The sequence below is a fragment of the Staphylococcus sp. GDY8P131P genome (assembly GCF_017891975.1).
GTDB lineage: Bacteria > Bacillota > Bacilli > Staphylococcales > Staphylococcaceae > Staphylococcus > Staphylococcus nepalensis.
Genome location: NZ_JAESKF010000006.1, coordinates 51,160 through 72,059, shown reverse-complemented (window position 1 = coordinate 72,059; position 20,900 = coordinate 51,160). Strand labels below are relative to the sequence as shown.

Genomic DNA, 20,900 nt, shown 5'->3' with positions numbered 1-20,900 from the left:
AAAATGATTTTTTTGCTTTGCCTATTATTGAAGCTTGAATTGAAATTTATGATATAACGCTATATTCAATTTGACGCCACACTTTATATACCAATAATTAGTAAACACCTTTCATTGCGCGTTTTACTATTGGAGAAATGAACAACAGAATAACACCAATGACTACGGCAACTAAACCTGAGTACATAAAGTAATCACTTTGATTTATTTTTGTGTATACAACAACAAGTTGAGCGTTAAGGCCTTGAGCTGTGGCATTACTTAACATCCATAAGCTCATCATACGTGCAGTAAAAGTGAGTGGTGCAAGTTTCGTAGTAGTTGATAAACCGACAGGTGATATGCATAATTCGCCGATGGTAATTAATAAGAAACTTAATACGAGCCATAATGGATTGACTAACTCGTTACCCGTTGCCAACGGGATTATCATGATTAAATATGAAAAACCAGCGATAATAGCACCGTAAGCAAATTTATGAACTGTAGGTGGGTTACGTTTACCTAACTTCATCCATAATGTTGCAAACACTGGTGCTAATAGCACAATAAAAATTGGGTTTAATGATTGCGCCCATGAAGCTGGTATTGAAAAATCAATTAATCCATTGGTTAACACTGACATTTCTAATTGTGTTTTTTTATCAGCAAATGTTGCAAGTATCGTCGCTCCTTGTTCTTGAATCATCCAAAATGCAACAGATGTAATATATAATGGTACATAGCTGTATACACGAGAACGTTCATCTTTCGTAACATCTTTACTCACAATCATATTGATAAATATGTATATCGGTAACACAATCCCTAAAATTGTGATTAAGAAGCTAAAGTTACCTAATGTAAGTGCGTCGTTTAAATGTAGTATAAATAAATAGATTAAAAACAATACGATGACCACAGTAGTAATTAAGGTGAATTTTTTGATTTCTGGTTTAGTTAACGGTTTTGGTACATTACGACCTGCAAGACCTAGATATTTTTTACGTTTTAATGCGTAAACTACTAACCCACAGAACATACCAATGGCTGCTGCTAAAAAACCAGCATGGAAACTGATTCTAGTTTGTAAATAGCCTGTGATTAATGGCGCAAATAGACTACCAAAGTTGATCCCCATATAAAATAAAGTGAACGCTGCGTCTCTTCTAACATCATTTCGTTCATACAATTCTCCGACAGTTGTTGAAATATTTGGTTTTAGTAATCCGGTGCCGGCAATAATTACGCCTAAAGCGATAAGTACAACTGTTAAATTATTCGGTAATGACAGTAAAATATGGCCAATCATGATGAGGAATCCACCGTAGAAGACCGCATTTTGGGTACCAGTAATTCGGTCTGCAATCCAACCCCCGATAATGCCTGACATATAAATTAACGTACCGTATATTGCAACAATTTGCATGGCAACGCTTTGTGGTAACGCAAAACCGCCATCTGCTACTGTGTAATATAAGTAGTAAATTAAAATGGCCTTCATACCATAGTAACTGAATCTCTCCCAAAATTCAGTGAAGAATAAAGTGCTTAGCCCTTTTGGATGCCCGAAGAAACCTTTGTTTGGAATATCTTTCATAATTTCTTCGTGCGTATAATTAGTTTTCTTCATAATTTCCCTCCCCTTTAACGATTGGATACATTCTATACTGTATTTATTCAAATAACAAGTATAATATGAAATAAATTAAAATATATTCAAGGAATTCGATAGTTAAATGAACTGAGATGAAAAAAATAAGCCGAGACGTAAATCATAATGTCTCGGCCATAAATATTGTATAGTCAGTAGATGACTAAAATTAAAATGTAAACTATCTTTTCTAAAAACTATTTTTAACGTACTATTTTTTACTCAAGAGTCTTGGTTCTTGGATTCCTGATTCCTGAGCTAGTAGTGTTTATGCATGAGCCTAAGCGTGTGTAAGGGCATAACTTAACTTTCTGTTTTTAGCCACCTCTGCCGCGATAATCTCTCGAAACTAATTTAAAATATGAGTTCAATTTTGTTTACTTATTCATATTATTTTAACGGTTATCTATTTTCTCTGGGTAAAGATCGTGATTCATCAAACGATGTTCAGCCATTTTTTCGTATTTAGAGTCAGGACGACCATAGTTTGTATAAGGATCAATAGAGATGCCACCGCGAGGGGTGAATTTACCCCAAACTTCAATATAATGCGGATCCATTAACTCGATAAGGTCATTCATAATAATATTCATACAATCTTCATGAAAGTCACCATGATTTCTGAAGCTAAATAAATATAATTTTAAAGATTTAGATTCTACCATTTTAACGTTTGGTATATAAGAAATATAAATTGTAGCAAAATCGGGTTGACCTGTAATAGGGCATAAAGATGTAAATTCAGGGCAATTAAATTTAACAAAATAATCACGGCCTTGATGCTTGTTATCGAAAGACTCTAAAACATCTGGGCGATAATCGAAATCATATTTATTGTTTTGGTTTCCTAGTAAAGTAATATCAGTTAAATCTTCTTGATTGCGTCCTTCAGACATAATACGCGCTCCTTTAATATTTAGATTTTTGTTCTTTTTTTTGAATTGTTAATGGTTGACGTCTTGCTTTTTCAAACATGTAATAACTTGCACCTATGATAATAGCGTAACCTAGAATGGCATAGAAATCTGGAGATTCTCCGAATAAAATAAAGCCAAATAATGCTGTGAAGATAATAGACGCATACGAAAATATTGAAATATCTTTAGCTGGCGCGAAACTATATGCTAAGGTAATACCAATTTGGCCAGCTGCCGCCGCTAGTCCAGCGCCTATCAAATAAATGACTTGCATAGTAGACATTGGTTCGAATGTGAACATTGTAAATGGAATGAGCACTATAATAGAAAAGAATGAAAAGTAAAATACAATTGTATAAGGTGCTTCTCTATTACTTAATGCGCGAACACACGTATAAGCACTTGCAGCAAAAATACCTGAGAATAACCCACCAATAGCTGGTATCATTGATGAAGAAAATTCTGGTTTTACAACGAATAACATACCAAAAATGGCTACAATCATTGCAATAAATTGATAGTTTCGAACTTTTTCATTTAAGAAAATTAAACTAAGTAGAATAGTCCAAAAAGGATTTAATTTCATTAAAGTATCTGCATCACTTAAAATCATATGGTCAATTGCATATATATTTAATAGTACGCCAATTAATCCTAGTGCAGAACGAGAAATTAATAATGGTTGGCTACTTAATTTACCAAAAAGCGGTTGTTTGTATTTAAAAATAAAATATAAAGGTATAAACATTGCAACTAAATTTCTAGCCAATGACTTCTGAAAGACAGGGAGATCTCCAGCTAATCTAAAAAAAACAGACATAAAGCTAAAGCCAATTGCAGAAATTAGAATAGCAATAATACCTTTCATTTTTGGATTCACATATATCGCCTCAATTTTAATAATTTAACGTATCTATATTAGCATAGTTAATTAGATTATGTATATATGCTTGAAACGAGAGAAAAAATATAATACGCTACTAATACGAACAAACGTTCTTTTTGTTGAGGTTGAAATGAGAAAAAAGCTCGAAGCTATTTAAAAGTATCATCAATTAAAAAATAAAATATATAAAACGCAATATACCACATTGAATGGATCAACGTGCGTACATCAAGGGCTACAGAAGAATTGAAAAAAGCAAGCATTGTGACTCTAAAAATGATAAAAAAATTTTTGAACAATGAAAAAATGATTTTAAGGTTGAATTGGTGCCATTTTCATTCTCTTTTCATCATTTTGTCATAAATTAAAGGCTTTTAATCAGTCGATGAGTTATGTATAATGAAACACATAATATAGTATTACTGTTAGAGACGAAACACTATATATTGTGTTTCAATAGACAGTCAATTTATTTATAATAAATCAAATTTAAAGTAAAATCACACAGTTTTAGGCTTTGAATAATGACAAATAAGGCATTAATACTTAAATGTTGAGTTTTTACATACCTACTTAATAGAATTAAAAGTTACTATATATAGTGGTTACTTCAATCATTTAAAACATATTAATATTATACCTCGAAAGCCTTTCGATTTTCCATTTTACATATGTCTATTTAGAAAGAAGGTGATCCAATGAAAGTGGTATATTTTTCATTTTCCGGCAACGTGCGTAGATTTATTAAACGAACTGAACTAACTGACGTTATGGAACTCACGCAGAATAATTGTTCTGAGAGAATAGAGGAGCCATTCGTTTTGGTCACTGGAACAATAGGATTTGGTGAAGTGCCCCAACCAGTTCAATCATTTTTAGATGTAAATGAAGATTTATTAAAAGCTGTTGCAGCAAGCGGAAATCGTAACTGGGGACAAAATTTCGCGAAAGCTGGACGATCTATTTCGGAACGCTATCAAGTTCCATTGCTATTGAAGTTTGAAGTACAAGGTACAGCAAATGATGTAAATGAATTTAAAGAGAAGGTGGGTAATTTCAATGAAGATTATGGACGAGAAGAAATACAATCATATTGAATTAAATAATGAGGTTACAAAGCGTAAAGAGAATGGTTTCTTTAATTTAGAAAAAGATCAAGAAGCGTTAGCAGTTTATTTAGAAGAAATTCAAGATAAAACGATTTATTTTGATAGTGAAATTGAACGCCTTCGTTATCTTGTAGATAATGACTTTTATTTTGATGTTTTCGAAAAATACGCTGAAGCAGATTTGGTGGAAATTACAGATTATGCTAAAAGTATTCCGTTTCGTTTTGCAAGCTATATGTCAGCTAGTAAATTCTTTAAAGATTATGCATTAAGAACAAATGACAAATCTCAATTCTTAGAAGATTACAAGCAACATGTTGTCATTGTCGCGCTTTATTTAGCAAATGGACATAAACCTACAGCTAGACAACTTATTTCAGCTATGATTGAACAACGTTATCAACCAGCAACACCTACATTTTTAAATGCTGGTCGTGCGCGTCGTGGTGAACTCGTATCATGTTTCTTATTGGAAGTAGATGATAGTTTAAATTCAATTAACTTTATCGATTCCACAGCTAAACAATTGAGTAAAATTGGTGGCGGCGTTGCGATTAACTTATCTAAATTACGTGCAAGAGGTGAAGCGATTAAAGGCATTAAAGGCGTAGCCAAAGGTGTCTTACCAGTTGCAAAATCTCTTGAAGGCGGCTTTAGTTATGCAGATCAATTAGGCCAACGTCCCGGTGCGGGTGCTGTATATTTAAATATCTTCCACTACGATGTTGAAGAATTTTTAGATACTAAAAAAGTGAACGCAGATGAAGACTTACGTTTATCAACGATTTCTACTGGATTAATCGTACCTTCAAAATTCTTTGACTTAGCTAAAGAAGGTAAAGATTTTCATATGTTCGCGCCGCATACAGTTTACAATGAGTACGGTGTTACACTAGATGATATTAATTTAGATGAATATTATGATGATTTAGTTGCTAATCCAAATGTTGATAAAAAGAAAAAAGATGCTCGTGAAATGTTAAATATGATTGCTCAAACACAACTACAATCTGGGTATCCATATTTAATGTTTAAAGACAATGCTAATAAAGTGCACCCAAACTCTAATATTGGTCAAATTAAAATGAGCAACTTATGTACTGAAATTTTCCAATTACAAGAAACTTCTATCATTAATGACTATGGTATGGAAGATGAAATTAAACGTGATATTTCATGTAACTTAGGTTCTTTAAATATTGTTAACGTTATGGAATCAGGGAAGTTTAAAGACTCAGTGCATACAGGCATGGACGCGTTGACTGTAGTGAGTGACGAAGCTGATATACAAAATGCGCCGGGCGTTAGAAAAGCCAATAGTGAGCTTCATTCAGTCGGCTTAGGTGTTATGAACTTACATGGCTATCTTGCTAAAAACAAAATTGGCTATGAGTCGGAAGAAGCTAAAGATTTTGCTAATATATTCTTTATGATGATGAATTACTATTCACTTGAAAGATCAATGCAAATAGCAAAAGAAAGACAGGAAACGTTTAAAGACTTTGATAAGTCAGATTATGCAAATGGAAAATATTTCGAATTTTATACTTCGCAATCATTTGAACCGAAATACGAAAAAGTACGTAAATTATTTGATGGTTTAGAAATCCCAACGCCTGAAGATTGGAAAGCATTGCAAAAAGAAGTTGAAACTCACGGTTTATTCCATGCTTATCGTTTAGCGATTGCACCGACTCAAAGTATTTCATATGTGCAAAATGCTACAAGCTCTGTTATGCCTATTGTAGACCAAATTGAACGTCGTACTTATGGCAATGCGGAAACATTTTATCCGATGCCATTCCTATCACCAGAAACAATGTGGTACTATAAATCAGCATTTAACACTGATCAAATGAAGCTAATTGATTTAATTGCAACGATTCAAACACATGTGGATCAAGGCATTTCTACAATTCTTTATGTTAATTCAGAAATATCTACACGTGAATTATCTAGATTATACGTTTATGCGCATCATAAAGGATTGAAATCTTTATATTACACTAGAAATAAATTATTAAGTGTTGAAGAATGTACGAGCTGTTCAATATAAAATGTAACTTTTGTATTAATGATAACGAGCGTTGATAAGAATGGAAATAGCATATGCTTTAAGTAGGTAAAGTTAAAGTGTATTAAGAGAATGAATTTCAAAGTAATATATACCGAGTTTTTCGAAATTTATTCTTTTTGCAAAGGGGAGGAAATCTAGATTTAAATCTAGATTTCTGCCCCGTTTTCTGTAAGTCACTTATTAATTAAATATTTACTAGATAGGGGAATTATCTAAATGAAAGCAGTCAATTGGAATACTCAAGAAGATATGACAAATATGTTTTGGCGACAAAATATTTCACAAATGTGGGTAGAAACTGAGTTTAAAGTATCAAAGGATATTGCAAGTTGGAAGACATTATCTGATGAAGAAAAAAATGCATTCAAAAAAGCATTAGCTGGTTTAACTGGTTTAGACACACATCAAGCAGATGATGGTATGCCTTTAATCATGTTACATACAACAGATTTACGTAAAAAGGCTGTGTATTCTTTTATGGCAATGATGGAACAAATTCATGCTAAAAGTTATTCTCATATTTTTACTACATTATTACCATCTAGCGAAACTAATTATTTATTAGATAAATGGGTGTTAGAAGAACCACACTTGAAATTTAAATCAGATAAAATTGTAAATAACTATCATAAACTTTGGGGCAAAGAAGCCTCAATTTATGATCAATACATCGCTCGTGTATCAAGTGTTTTTCTAGAAACATTTTTATTCTATTCTGGTTTCTATTATCCATTATATTTAGCTGGACAAGGAAAAATGACGACGTCAGGAGAAATCATTCGTAAAATTTTATTAGATGAATCTATTCATGGTGTGTTTACTGGTATGGATGCACAAAGTTTACGTAATGAATTATCTGAAAGTGAAAAACAACAAGCTGATCAAGAAATGTACAAACTACTAGATGAATTATATAAAAACGAAGTTTCTTATACTCAGTCGTTATATGATGATATTGGTTTAACTGAAGATGTGCTGAATTATGTGAGATATAATGGTAATAAAGCACTATCTAACCTTGGATTTGATCCGTATTTTGAAGAAAAAGAATTTAACCCAATTATCGAAAATGCTTTAGATACATCCACAAAAAACCATGATTTCTTCTCTGTTAAAGGCGATGGATATACTTTAGCGCTAAATGTTGAAGCACTACAAGACGAAGATTTCATATTTGAAGATTAAGTGAAAGTCACATAAATATAATTATAATAATTAAAAAACCCATCCTTTCTATTGGCTATTAATAGATTGGATGGGTTTTTATTGCAGATTATTCATTTATTAAGCTAATTATTTGTACAAACTCAGTAGTAGCTATTGAATTTACATATAAAGATGATAAAATTTAATTATAAACGTTGATAATGATTATCATCGCCAATGAAATATAAAAGTTTATGAAAGGATTATATACTCACTATGAAATTTTTATTAAATGGTGTGGTCTTATCTATTATTTTATTCATCTTAACTATCCTTTCTTTATTTATCGGTGTAAGTAAGGTGTCGATTACTGATATTTTTCATTTATCCCAAGAGCAAATTAATATCATTGTATCTAGTAGAATACCTAGAACAGTTAGTATATTAATTTCAGGAAGCACTTTGGCACTTTCGGGTCTCATTATGCAACAGATGATGCAAAATAAATTTGTAAGTCCTACGACTGCAGGAACGACCGAATGGGCTAAGTTAGGCATATTGATATCAATGATTTTTTTTCCACAAGAAAATATTATCATTAAATTAATATTCGCTGTGATCTTAAGTATTGGTGGAACATTTATATTTGTGAAATTAGTTCAATATATACGTTTTACAGATGTTATTTTTATTCCGTTATTAGGTATTATGCTCGGTGGTATTGTGTCTAGTTTTTCAACATTTACAGCGTTAAAAACCAATACAGTTCAAAGTATTGGAAACTGGTTAAATGGCAATTTTGCAATCATCACCAGTGGAAGATATGAAATATTATACTTAAGCATCCCATTACTAATTCTTACATACATATTTGCCAATCATTTTACAATTGCTGGCATGGGGAAAGATTTTAGCAATAATTTAGGGGTTAATTATGAAAAAATAATTAATATTGGTTTATTTATCACAGCAACGATTACTGCGTTAGTAGTTGTTACTGTTGGAACTTTACCTTTCTTAGGATTAATAGTTCCGAATATTGTGTCAATTTTTAGAGGAGACCACTTGAAAAACGCATTGCCTCATACGGCCATGTTAGGCGCTGTTTTTGTTATGTTTTCAGATATAATCGGCAGAATTATAGTATATCCGTACGAAATTAACATCGGATTAACGATAGGTGTATTTGGCACTATTATTTTCTTGATTTTGCTGATGAAAGGACGACATGATTATGCAAATTAGCGCTAAGACAAAATTATTTATTTTAATAGCAATAACGCTGTTAGCAGCTGGACTCTATCTTGTTATAGGTATTGATTTTGATATTTTCCAATATCAATTTTCTAGTCGATTAAGAAAACTTATTCTTATGGTGTTAGTTGGAGGGGCAATAGCTGCATCAGTAGTTATCTTTCAAGCAATTACCAATAACCGACTGTTAACGCCTTCAATTATGGGGCTGGATGCAGTATATATGTTTGTTAAAGTTCTAATTGTTTTTGTATTTGGTGTTCAATCAGCTTTAGTAACTAACTTGTATTTGAGCTTTGCGATTACATTAATTGTTATGGTTGCTTTTTCATTATTATTATTCCAAGGCATTTTTAGAATAGGAAACGTATCAGTTTATTTTATTTTGCTAGTCGGTGTCATTCTAGGTACTTTCTTTAGAAGCATTACTGGATTTTTAGAGCTTATCATTAACCCAGAAGATTTTCTAGCAGTCCAAAGTGCTATGTTTGCAAACTTTGATGCTTCTAATAGTAAATTAGTAACATTATGCGGCATCATATTAATTATATTGGTGTTCATTACAGTGATAGCCATACCTTACCTAGATGTGCTTTTATTAGGTAAAGACCAGGCTATTAATTTGGGCATTTCTTATAAGCGGTTAACACGGCTATTGCTCATTCTTGTGGCAATATTAGTATCAATTTCTACTGCGCTTGTAGGGCCAATTACATTTTTAGGTTTATTAACAGTAAACTTAGCACATGAATTGATGAAAACGTATGAACATAAATATATACTGCCTGCAACAATTTGTATTAGTTGGTTAAGTTTATTTATTGCACAAGGTGTCGTAGAAAATTTATTCGAAGCAACAACGCAAGTAAGTATTATTATTGATTTAGTAGGTGGTTCTTACTTTATCTATTTATTGATAAAAAGGAGACATGCAAATTGATTAGTGTACAAGGTCTTAATAAAACGATTCAAGATAAAGCGATTTTAAAAGAGATAAATGTTGATATAAATAAAGGTCGATTGACCTCTATAATTGGGCCTAATGGGGCTGGTAAGAGTACACTGCTCTCAGCTATTACGCGACTTATAGATTTTGAAGATGGTGGTATAGAAATAGAGAATAAATCTATTTCAGATTATAAAAGTAATGAATTAGCTAAAAAACTATCTATTTTAAAACAATCTAACCATACAGAATTGAATATTACGGTCGAACAATTAGTTAATTTTGGGCGTTTTCCATACTCAAAAGGACATTTAAAACAAGAGGATAAAGAACAAGTTGAATACGCGTTAGAATTGTTACAGCTTAAAGAAATCAGACATCGCTATTTAAAAACACTTTCTGGAGGCCAACGCCAACGTGCATATGTTGCGATGACCATAGCCCAAGATACTGATTATATATTGTTAGACGAACCGCTAAACAATTTAGATATGAAACATTCAGTTCAAATTATGCAGACGCTACGTCAACTTGCGAAGTCACTGAATAAAACTATTGTTGTAGTAATACATGACATTAACTTTGCCTCATGTTATTCAGACGATATCATTGCGCTCAAAGATGGCGAAGTCATTAAAGCGAGTACTAAGGATGATGTGATTCAATGCGACACATTGAGAGAATTATATGAAATGGAAGTCCAAATCGAACAAATTCGAGGCCAACGTATTTGTATTTATTTCGATGAATTAACAACAGACCAAGAATTATCGTTAGTAGAATCTGTATGATGTACAAATAGATATATTCATTGAAAGGAGTGATGCACCTGTAACGTTGTTTAACTTTTTAGGTGTATAAAAGGGACAAACCATTAGGATTTCAGGAGGAGTAAGCACATGAAAAAATTTGCTTTATTGTTAGTAGTAGGATTAATGTTTTTATTAGTAGCATGTAGTAATGGTGGATCAGATGATAAAAAATCATCAGATACTAAATCAGATAATGAAGATTCAAATAAAACTGTAAAAATTGAAAATAAATATCAAGCGAGTGGGGAAAAGCGTGACGGTAGTGACGCTAAAGAAGTTAAAGAAACAGTTGAAGTACCTACAAACCCTAAAAATGCAGTTGTATTTGACTATGGTACATTAGATACATTAAAAGAATTGGGTGTCGAAGATAAAGTTAAAGCAGTTCCTAAAGGTGAAGGAAATAAATCACTACCTGATTTCTTAAGTGATTTTAAAGACGAAAAATACTTAAACACTGGTAGCCTGAAAGAAGTTAATTTTGATAAAGTTGCAGAAGCTAAACCAGAAGTTATCTTCATATCTGGACGTACAGCAAATCAAAAAAATCTTGATGAATTTAAAAAAGCAGCTCCTGATGCAAAAGTAGTATACATGGGCGCTGACGATAAAGATGAAGTGAAATCATTAAAAGACAATGCTGAAAAATTAGGTAAAATTTATCAAAAAGAAGATAAAGTTAAATCTATAAATAAAAAATTAGATGACAAAATTTCAAGCATCAAAGATAAAACTAAAGACTTAAAAGACAAAAAAGCAATGTTCTTATTAGTTAATGAAGGTGAACTATCTACATTTGGATCTGGTGAACGTTTTGGTGCAATGATTTTTGATACAATGGGCTTCACAGCAGCTGATGACAATATCAAAAATAGTAAACATGGACAAAACGTGACAAACGAATATATTTCAGAGAAAAATCCAAATATTATCTTTGCTATGGACCGTGGACAAGCCATTGGTGGTAAGTCAACTGCTAAACAAGCGTTAAGTAACGATGTTATTCAAAACGTTGATGCAATTAAAAATGACAAAGTTTATGAATTAGATCCAAAACTTTGGTACTTTGCAAGTGGTTCAACGACTACAGCAATCAAACAAATTGACGAAGTAGAAAAAGCATTAGATAAAAAATAAAATAGACATTAAGTGGGGACTGTCTAAAGTATGACTTTTTAAAAGCAGCAGTGAAGAATCGATAAATATGATTTTTCACTGCTGCTTTTTTACGCATTAACAAGGGGGAGGATGAAGTTATAGCTGGCATATGTTCATAAAAATTCAAAATGGGCTCAAAATTAGCTTCTAAGTTGCATATAATATGCGTATGCGTTAACCAAGTCAGAAAAAGCATTTATATTAAATGTTTCATTATTCGTTCTCAATAATTAAGAGCATAAATACTTATTGGAAAATTTGATAGCTTTACTAACTTTCTAGTTGAGCAGTTCGATAATAAAATAATGTGAAAACTTGTATAATGAATTAAAATACGAGAAAGGTAGGATGTCAATGATTTTAGATAATGTAAACCCAAATGATTTGTTTCCAACAGAGAAGAAAGGGCCAAGCGTGTTAGGTACAATTGAATACTCAGTACAAGGTACTTCTGAATTTGAAGGGGCATTTATAGCTACCAATGAGCGAATTATTCTAAATGTGGATATGAATGGAGAATTTTATTATAGAAATATTGGATATGATGAAGTAGAAAATATTACATATGAAGATGGCCAAATTCATTTCACATTTAATATCGGTCTTATGCCAATGAAAGCGATACAAAAGGGCGATGCTGAGGCGTTCGTACAATATGTTAATGATAAAATAGAATAGATATTTGACTAGAATATCTGAGGCAAATTAAATCGTTTATGCAACATTTAAAGCCAAATGTTTAAAGTTTAAAATAAATAAAAAAGCGCAGACAGAAACCTAATTTTTAAATTGGGTCTTGTTGCGCTATTATTAAAAGGTAACGAGTAACAGAATACAAAAGCCCAAGTGCTTGATTGTATACAAATTACTAATTGTATCTGACGATAGCATGGGCACACCTGGGGCATTCATTTGTGTTCCAGATTTTTTATTTTGTCATTATTTATATTTCAAAATAAGTACTGTAATGGTATTTACATCGATTATTGAAATGCGCATCACAGTTTGGGCACGCTTCAATAAGCATATATTCATTGATTGTCATCTCGTATTTGCATACACCACATAAAATAGCCTTCGTATCAAATTCATCAGCAGACCATCTTTTTATCGCGTGAGATACATCTTCATTATGACATTTGTAGCATGGATAATACTTATCACAGCACTTGAATTTGATAGCAATAATATCTAAAGGCGTGTGATAGTGTGTACAACGAGTTTCATTATCTATAGTCGCACCGTAAATTTTGGGTATCATTGACCTGCTCCTATCAATCTGTTGGATGTTCACCAATAATTCTTACTTCAGGGTGAAGTTCAACATCAAATTTTTCTTTAACTGTCTTTTGCACGTAGTGAATTAAATCTTCATAGTCAGTTGCTGTGCCCTTACCCACATTTACCATAAAGCCAGCATGTTTCTTTGATACTTCAACGCCACCTATACGATAGCCTTGTAAATTTGAATCTTGTATCAATTTCCCAGCAAAGTGACCTGGTGGTCGTTGGAAGACACTGCCACAAGATGGGTATTCTAAAGGTTGTTTAGATTCTCTTCTTTCCGTTAAATCGTCCATTTTTGCTTGAATCTCTTTTTTAACGCCAGGCGCTAACGTAAATGCAGCTTCTAATACCACTAAGTGCGCTTTCTGAACGATACTATTTCGGTAATCTAATTCAAGTTCCTTATTGGTAAGTGTAATTAAATCACCTTTGTTATTAACACATAGTGCATAATCAATACAATCCTTGACTTCGCCGCCATATGCGCCTGCGTTCATAAATACAGCGCCGCCTATAGAGCCTGGAATACCACATGCAAACTCTAAACCAGTGAGCGCATAATCGCGTGCAGTACGGGATACGTCAATAATCGCAGCGCCACTACCTGAGATAATCGCATCGTCAGATACATCGATATAATCTAGCTGAAGCAAACTAATTACAATACCTCTGATGCCACCTTCACGTATAATGATATTTGATCCATTGCCTAAATAAGTAATAGGAATATCATTTGTGTATGCAAAGTGAACTATGGCTTGAACATGTTCATTTTGAGTTGGAGATAAATAATAGTCAGCTTGTCCTCCTGTTTCTGTGTATGTATAACGTTTTAGAGGTTCATCTACTTTTATAATTTCTTTTGGGACAATCGATTCTAATTCTTTTAAGATGTCATCTTTATGCAATTATAGAACATCCTTTCCTGTTGAATTCATTTATATATTATACCAATGATTTACCATATTTGTTAAATAGTATAAAGGATAATTTGAAATATTTATTTTGAAAGTTAATAAGCTGACTTACGATTTAAGTTATAAATAATTATTTTTGGTTTCTAGGTCATTCATTGTTTAGCTGCCGTAACAATTGGTTAAAAAGCGCTTGTTTTGATTTTTATAAATACGTATTTGTAATACATCATTGGCTAAAGAATATTTTTGTTCACCAAAATGTGTTGCTAAAGATGGGTTGGCTTATAGAAAATCATTTGTTTTTAAATAATCATCATAAAGATTTGAGTGTTTTTGAATAATATGTAACCGTACGGTTTGTTTTAAGTCAATTAAATTATTAAATTTAGCCATGATTACTTTTTTATTATATGGATGATGTAGCCTATAAAACCCTTCATAAATCAAGCGTTTTTCACCTAAAGAAGTAATGTCATGTAAATGATTGACACCGGCTAAAATATCTAAAATAGGCTCTGTTGGATAATTGAAATGGCTCGTCTCACCTATGTGATGCGTTGATCGGATTGGCGTATCTAACAGATTAAATAACTTATGGCTTAGCGCCTCATATTGTTTTATAAAATTTTGCTGAACATCGTCTTTGATAAAAGGTTGAACGTCAGAATGCATTGAATTAAAACACTCCTTTAAATATGAATATTTAATTGTTAAACTGTAAATTCTGAAATAATATATCATATATTATTTTCAAGTCAAATAAGTTTCTGTATAATACAAAATGATAAGGAGTGCAGAAATGAAAAAAATAATATGCTTTATTTTATTAGTGTGTGTTTCTGTAGTACTTGTAGCTTGCGGACGCGAAGGTGCAAATGAATTTAAAGATTTTGATAGCACGCTAAGCGATGTGAATAACAAAGAAAAAGCGTTCAATAAAACAATGGATTCAATTGATTTGAGCTATATCGATGATTTAAGTAAAACAGATATGACGGATAAAAACAAAAAAGAATTCAATCAATTACAAAACAAGTTAAATAGCAAGTTAATGCCTAAACTTGAGGCTTATGATAAAGCTGCTAAAAAGTTACCAGCAGAATCAGAAGAAACTAAAGAATTAAAAGCTGAATACTTAGAAGCGGTTAAAAAGAAAAAAGACGCAATTAATGAAGTTAAAAACTTTGTAGATTTATATAATCAATCAGTTAAAGCGAATGAAGATATATTAGATTATACAAAACTCTTTGAGAAAAACAGATCACAAGTAGAAGATAATATGGAAAAAGCTAATAATGCTGGTGAAAATGTAAAAGATTTTAAACATAAATTAGAACAGAATAATAGAGATTTGAAACTTACTGCAGAAAAACAATCCAATATGATGGATGCTAAAGCAGAAAAGAAAACAATAGAGACACAAATTATGCCGCTCATAAATAAACAAATTAAAGATTTAAACAAGGCAGAGATTACAGATGGCTATGTCAACGATGCACGTAAAAATACGATTGAAATGTACTATAGTCTACAAAATTATTATGAAACTAGAGAAGAGACAATTGAAATTGGTGAATCATTGGCTAAAATCGACATCAATAAATTACCTCAAGAAAGCAAAGATTTGGAGCCATATGATAAGAAGTTTAATGAGAAATATGCCGATATAAAAGATAAATATCAAAAATAAATGATCTAGTTAAGTCATAAGATTTAGAATAAACTGTTAACAATAAAAAGGTATTTGTGTATAATTGGAAACAATGATATGTGAATATCGTTGGAATTTCACACTTTTAGAAACGATATGGTGTGTTAAATATTTTTAGAGGTGAATAGAATGGCTATAAAGCTGAGTTCGATTGACCAGTTTGAGCAAGTTTTAAAAGAAAATAATTATGTGTTTGTGTTGAAACATAGTGAAACATGCCCGATTTCAGCAAACGCGATGGATCAATTCAACAAATTTTTATATGAAAGAGATATGGATGGCTATTATTTAATTGTACAACAAGAAAGAGATTTATCAGATTACATTGAAGAAAAAACAAAAGTGAAGCATGAATCGCCACAAGCATTTTATTTTGTGAAGGGACAAGCGATTTGGAATGCTGATCACGATCATATTAATGTCAAATCTTTAGCAGATGCTGAAGAATAAAAAATAAATACGTTAAAATGAAACGCTTGTTGGACTCTAATTAACATTGAGAAGTTTAACAAGCGTTTCTTATAATGTGAAAAAAAGTCTTAGGACATGTATAATAAGTAGTTGAATTAGTAAAAAAGTTTAGGAACAGTGCGTTCAATTTTATATATGATTATTTTACTAAATAAACATGTAATATATCATATACACTCGCTATGCCTAAAACCATACTAGAAATCGTGATGGTTTATAAGTTGTGTGGAGAATAGTTTGATAAAATCAATTGCATGTTTTGAGTAATTTTCATCATATCAACTACTGATATGGTGTGGTTTAGATGTTATCTCGAATCCCTACGATTAGAATAATGAGGTGCGTATTTTTTATAAAAAATGCACATGGATGAAAGAGAGTGTTTTCAAAAAAAGGCTATAGTCTAGCCTGATTGAAAATCTATCTAACTTTGAAGCGTAAAATAATAAAAATTGGATTAAAATGTACCAAGTATTTGAAATTCAACAATATAATGATAAAAGTAAGATTTAGTTAATTATACTACATAAAGTCTAAATACATTATATTAAAATAAAATACAGTTAACGATGTATATTAATATTAGAGGTGACAAAATGAAAGTATTAGTGGCAATGGATGAATTTAATGGTATTATATCTAGCTATCAAGCTAATCGTTATGTGGAGGAAGCAGTAGCTAGTCAAATAGAGAAAGCTGACATTGTACAAGTACCTTTATTTAATGGTCGACATGAGCTTATGGATTCAGTTTTTTTATGGCAATCTGGGAGGAAATATAGAGTGGCTGCACATGATGCAGATATGAATGAAGTAGAAGCTGTCTATGGCATTACAGATAATGGAATGACGATTATTGAAGGCAATTTGTTTTTAAAAGGACAAAAACCTATAAAAGAACGAACAAGTTTTGGTCTGGGTGAAGTAATCGAAGATGCTATTGATAACGGCGCTGAGCATTTAATCATTTCTCTTGGAGGTATTGGTAGCTTTGATGGTGGAGCTGGTATGCTACAAGCACTAGGTGTTAGGTTCTTTGATGATGAAGCTGAAGTGGTTGATGTTACGCAAGGTAGTCAAGTTTTAAAATATATTCGTCGTGTTGATATGTCTCAAATCAACCCTAAGTTGAAAGATATGCGCATTCAACTAATGTCAGATTTTGATAGTAAATTATATGGTAAAAACAGTGAAATTATGCAAACGTATGAAACATATCATGTTACACATCAAGAAGCTGCTGAAATTGATAATTTAGTTTGGTATTTAAGCGAGATATTTAAAGCAGAGCTGAAAATCGCGTTAGGTCCCGTTCAAAGAGGTGGAGCTGGCGGCGGTATCGCTGCAGTATTCAATGGACTATATGGTGCTGAAATTATGACAAGTCATGAATTAGTAGACCAAATAACGCATTTGGACACTTTAATACAACAAGCGGATTTAATTATATTTGGTGAAGGTGTGAATGAAGCTGATCAAATTTTAGAAACGACAACAGTGCGTTTAGCAGAACTGGCTACGAAACATGAAAAACCTTCAATAGCAATTTGTGCAACAGATGATAAATTCGATTTATTTGAATCAATGGGCGTGACAGCAATGTTTAACACGTTTATTGAAATGCCAGAAACATTTACAGATTTTAAAATGGGTATTCAAATTAGACATTATACGATTCAAGCGATTAAGCTATTAAAAACGCAATTTGATGTAAACCAATAATAGCTTAAGAGGCTATCACTGATAATAGCCATATAGATGAGTGAGACGAACAAGTATGATTAAAAATTTAAAATGATAAGTCAACCAATTTTTTGAATGGTTAGAAGAACTATTAGGATTACTCGTCAAGTTGCTTTCAAACCTATTGAAAAAGGGTTCATATGGTCAGAAAAGGATTATGTTTTAAATTAGTTTTGGCTTAAATATTATTTAGTAGAAGCGTTATAACATTCAAATTTTGAAAAATCATAAGTTACACACGATGATAAAGTTATAATCTATAACACCTTATTTATTTTGTACAACTGCGCGCCACGCTTTTATAGCGTGTTTAATAAATAATGTAGTATAGATATGCTAGAAGTTGAGACATCAATCTCATCATTCAGCCCCAAAATATTTCTAACACAAGGAATTTTTGGGGCTTGTTTTATGTCCCTTCATATTATTTTGCTCCTTTAGGACACGGCCTTCCTGCAGGTGCTTCACAACCGAAACGATTTTTTAAACTACATATCATTATCACAGATTTTTTATTACAAAAATAAGATACTTTGTATAATTTAATAAACATCACTAAACTAAATTAGCGAAGCGCGGTACGTATAATAGTCATAACATGACTCAATTTACATTAACACTGGAAACTTCAATTTTAACTTCTACTAAAGATATACCACGCTATGTAAATAACATTATTGAAGCAACACTTGAAAACGAATTCGACAAATTGCAACATCATCGTGAGGCATCTGTTTAACATTCAAAAATCATGCTGAAAATTATGCTATACGCTTATACACGAACTGTGTTTTCTAGTCATAAAGTAAAAAAGTTACTCAATGAGAGTATTAGAATGGTGGGGCGCTTTCAAAATCAAACACTTCATATAAATCAACCAGTTTTAGATTGAATTCATAAACTGACATTTGGTTAACATCACTTTTTATTTAATTTCATTAAAAATGGCTGACTACGTACCGAATGGTAGGAAGTCAGCCTAGTTAACAACTTTAATTATTTAATTGTACTCTTTTTTCTATTCATTCTTACTGAAAGGGAGCAATAAAATCATACCATAGAAATATAGATTTTATCCCACTCGTTATTTCTCATAAGTTTGTACGACTTCTTGTGCTATACCAATAATAACGCGAACTGCTTTTTCCATGACGTCGATTGAAGCATATTCGAAAGGACCATGGAAATTATCACAGCCAGTGAAGATATTTGGTGTTGGAAGTCCCATAAATGATAATTGGGATCCGTCTGTACCTCCACGAATAGGCTCGGTATTAGCTGGAATGCCTAATTTACTAAAGACACGTTTAGGAATATCTATGACGTGTGGATTTGGCTTAATTTTTTCGCCCATATTGTAATATTGATCGTTCATTTCAATTTCAATTGGTTCATCTTCAAAGTGACTGTTGATATCATTTTGAATTTCCACTAAACGTTTTTTACGTAAATCAAATTTAACGCTATCATGGTCACGAATAATGTAGTAAAGTTTTGCTTGTTCAACATCACCATCAAACTTCATTAAGTGATAGAAACCTTCATAGCCTTCGGTACGCTCAGGAACTTCATTTTGTGGTAATAGCGTATTGAATTGTTGACCTAAAAGCACAGCGTTAACCATTGCATCTTTGGCAGAACCTGGATGAACGTTGACACCATGACAAGTGACAATCGCTTCTGCAGCATTGAAGCTTTCGTATTGTAATTCTCCAAATTGGCTGCCATCCATTGTATAGGCAAAATCAGCATTGAAACGTTCGACATCAAAGGCATGTGGACCTTTACCAATCTCTTCATCAGGTGTAAAAGCTACTCTAATTCGACCATGTTTGATTTCTGGATGCATCGTTAAGTATTTTAAAGCCTCCATAATTTCAACTACGCCAGCTTTATCATCTGCACCTAACAATGATGTACCATCAGTAACCATTAATGTGTGTCCCTCTACTTCTTTCATAGCAGGGAATACATCCTGACTTAAAGTACGATTTGTTTCTCCAAGTTTTATGGGTTGCCCGTCGTAACTTTCAATAATTTGTGGATTAACGTTTGTAGCGTTGAAATCTGGAGAAGTATCAACATGTGCTAAAAATCCTACAGTAGGAAGTTCTTGGTCAACATTACTTTCTAATGTTGCAAATAAATAACCATTTTCATCCATATCTGTTTCTAACCCTAAGTCTGTGATTTCATCATTTAATAAATTCAATAAATCCCACTGTTTTTGAGTGGAAGGTGTTGAATTAGATTGTGGATCAGATTGTGTATCAATTTTTACATATCTTGTAAGCCTATCTATAATATCGTTTTTCATTAAAAACACCCCTTATGCTCTGTTATTCATATTATACGACTTCTTATATATTTTACCATGCATTTTACCGTAATGCTGTTTAATACGCGTATAGATGTAGTATATAATCTCGGCGCATAAAATACCAAAAGCAATGGCGCCTGAAATCAGTGTTACCTCAAGAAAAGTATTTACAGCATGGGTATATTGGTTACTCACTAAGAAACGTGTAGCTTCATATGCAAGTCCACCAGGAACAAGTGGAATAATCCCAGGCACGATAAAAATAATGACGGGCCGTTTATAACGTCTACTCATCGTGTGACTCATAATAGCTAAAATAAAACTACCTAAAAATGAGGCCATTACTTTACCTAATTCTAAATCAAATGTCACTTTATAAATAATCCACCCCATAGCGCCAACGAAACCACAAGCTAAAAGGAGACGTCGGGGTGCATTAAAAATAACAGAAAATAGCATCGTTGCTAGATAACTAATTATAAATTGTAAAACATAGTAGCCAATGACCATACAA

General features: G+C 32.1%; 20 protein-coding genes. 12 read left to right on the top strand and 8 right to left on the bottom strand.

Annotated features, from left to right (window positions below):
* Positions 1–97 precede the first annotated feature (97 nt).
* From KA894_RS05930 to KA894_RS05920, 3 genes are all read right to left on the bottom strand, one after another.
* Complete coding sequence (locus KA894_RS05930; protein WP_096810706.1) at positions 98–1,612, bottom strand: peptide MFS transporter; 1,515 nt, start codon at positions 1,610–1,612, stop codon at positions 98–100.
* Between the two features lie 416 nt (positions 1,613–2,028).
* A complete protein-coding gene (gene queF, locus KA894_RS05925; protein ID WP_096810705.1) occupies positions 2,029–2,529 on the bottom strand; it encodes a preQ(1) synthase in 501 nt (166 codons plus the stop codon).
* 13 nt (positions 2,530–2,542) lie between these two features.
* The gene (locus KA894_RS05920; RefSeq protein WP_210133832.1) at positions 2,543–3,430 is read right to left on the bottom strand and encodes a DMT family transporter; all 888 of its coding nucleotides are present in this window, start codon (positions 3,428–3,430) and stop codon (positions 2,543–2,545) included.
* Between the two features lie 704 nt (positions 3,431–4,134).
* Here KA894_RS05920 and nrdI point away from each other — a divergent pair.
* The 8 genes from nrdI (at position 4,135) to KA894_RS05880 (ending at position 12,616) form a co-directional block, all read left to right on the top strand.
* Positions 4,135–4,533, top strand: coding sequence for a class Ib ribonucleoside-diphosphate reductase assembly flavoprotein NrdI (gene nrdI, locus KA894_RS05915; protein WP_096810703.1), 399 nt, complete (start codon positions 4,135–4,137; stop codon positions 4,531–4,533).
* Complete coding sequence (gene nrdE / locus KA894_RS05910; RefSeq protein WP_103373371.1) at positions 4,496–6,601, top strand: class 1b ribonucleoside-diphosphate reductase subunit alpha; 2,106 nt, start codon at positions 4,496–4,498, stop codon at positions 6,599–6,601. The genes nrdI and nrdE overlap by 38 nt, the downstream gene beginning before the upstream one ends.
* 237 nt (positions 6,602–6,838) lie before the next feature.
* The gene (nrdF, locus tag KA894_RS05905) at positions 6,839–7,807 is read left to right on the top strand and encodes a class 1b ribonucleoside-diphosphate reductase subunit beta (RefSeq protein ID WP_096810701.1); all 969 of its coding nucleotides are present in this window, start codon (positions 6,839–6,841) and stop codon (positions 7,805–7,807) included.
* Between the two features lie 237 nt (positions 7,808–8,044).
* Positions 8,045–9,013 carry an ABC transporter permease gene (locus KA894_RS05900; RefSeq protein ID WP_096810700.1) on the top strand — a complete coding sequence of 323 codons (969 nt, stop codon included), beginning with the start codon at positions 8,045–8,047 and terminating at the stop codon, positions 9,011–9,013.
* Positions 9,003–9,962 (top strand): iron chelate uptake ABC transporter family permease subunit, encoded by a 960-nt coding sequence (locus KA894_RS05895; RefSeq protein ID WP_096810699.1) that lies wholly within the window; start codon positions 9,003–9,005, stop codon positions 9,960–9,962. Before KA894_RS05900 ends, KA894_RS05895 begins: the two co-directional genes overlap by 11 nt.
* A complete protein-coding gene (locus KA894_RS05890) occupies positions 9,959–10,759 on the top strand; it encodes an iron ABC transporter ATP-binding protein (protein WP_096810698.1) in 801 nt (266 codons plus the stop codon). Before KA894_RS05895 ends, KA894_RS05890 begins: the two co-directional genes overlap by 4 nt.
* A 108-nt stretch (positions 10,760–10,867) precedes the next feature.
* Positions 10,868–11,917: a ferrated catecholamine ABC transporter substrate-binding lipoprotein SstD gene (locus KA894_RS05885; protein WP_210133829.1), complete on the top strand. Its 1,050-nt coding sequence runs from the start codon at positions 10,868–10,870 to the stop codon at positions 11,915–11,917.
* A 375-nt stretch (positions 11,918–12,292) separates the two neighbouring features.
* Complete coding sequence (locus KA894_RS05880; RefSeq protein WP_096810696.1) at positions 12,293–12,616, top strand: PH domain-containing protein; 324 nt, start codon at positions 12,293–12,295, stop codon at positions 12,614–12,616.
* Positions 12,617–12,881: 265 nt separating this feature from the next.
* Here KA894_RS05880 and KA894_RS05875 read toward each other — a convergent pair whose 3' ends face one another.
* The 3 genes from KA894_RS05875 to KA894_RS05865 form a co-directional block, all read right to left on the bottom strand.
* Positions 12,882–13,196 (bottom strand): CHY zinc finger protein, encoded by a 315-nt coding sequence (locus tag KA894_RS05875; RefSeq protein ID WP_096811237.1) that lies wholly within the window; start codon positions 13,194–13,196, stop codon positions 12,882–12,884.
* 16 nt (positions 13,197–13,212) lie between these two features.
* The gene (murB, locus tag KA894_RS05870) at positions 13,213–14,133 is read right to left on the bottom strand and encodes a UDP-N-acetylmuramate dehydrogenase (RefSeq protein WP_103373375.1); all 921 of its coding nucleotides are present in this window, start codon (positions 14,131–14,133) and stop codon (positions 13,213–13,215) included.
* 291 nt (positions 14,134–14,424) lie between these two features.
* Positions 14,425–14,814, bottom strand: coding sequence for a GrpB family protein (locus tag KA894_RS05865; protein ID WP_170006914.1), 390 nt, complete (start codon positions 14,812–14,814; stop codon positions 14,425–14,427).
* A gap of 127 nt (positions 14,815–14,941) precedes the next feature.
* Between KA894_RS05865 and KA894_RS05860 the strand changes: the two genes are divergently transcribed.
* The 4 genes from KA894_RS05860 to KA894_RS05845 all read left to right on the top strand — a co-directional run bounded on the left by KA894_RS05860 (position 14,942) and on the right by KA894_RS05845 (position 18,805).
* A complete protein-coding gene (locus KA894_RS05860; protein WP_103373376.1) occupies positions 14,942–15,832 on the top strand; it encodes an EMYY motif lipoprotein in 891 nt (296 codons plus the stop codon).
* A gap of 150 nt (positions 15,833–15,982) precedes the next feature.
* Complete coding sequence (gene ytxJ / locus KA894_RS05855; protein WP_096810693.1) at positions 15,983–16,303, top strand: bacillithiol system redox-active protein YtxJ; 321 nt, start codon at positions 15,983–15,985, stop codon at positions 16,301–16,303.
* Positions 16,304–16,920: 617 nt separating this feature from the next.
* Positions 16,921–18,045: a glycerate kinase gene (locus tag KA894_RS05850; protein ID WP_119487896.1), complete on the top strand. Its 1,125-nt coding sequence runs from the start codon at positions 16,921–16,923 to the stop codon at positions 18,043–18,045.
* A gap of 619 nt (positions 18,046–18,664) precedes the next feature.
* Positions 18,665–18,805, top strand: a complete 141-nt coding sequence (locus KA894_RS05845) for a hypothetical protein (RefSeq protein ID WP_157772556.1) — start codon at positions 18,665–18,667, stop codon at positions 18,803–18,805.
* Positions 18,806–19,150: 345 nt separating this feature from the next.
* On the opposite strand, the gene pepT is transcribed toward KA894_RS05845, so the two are convergent.
* Complete coding sequence (gene pepT, locus KA894_RS05840; protein ID WP_103373377.1) at positions 19,151–20,383, bottom strand: peptidase T; 1,233 nt, start codon at positions 20,381–20,383, stop codon at positions 19,151–19,153.
* Positions 20,384–20,395: 12 nt separating this feature from the next.
* Entirely contained in the window at positions 20,396–20,896 is a 501-nt protein-coding gene (locus KA894_RS05835) for a threonine/serine exporter family protein (protein WP_096810690.1), read from the bottom strand.
* Positions 20,897–20,900: the final 4 nt, after the last annotated feature.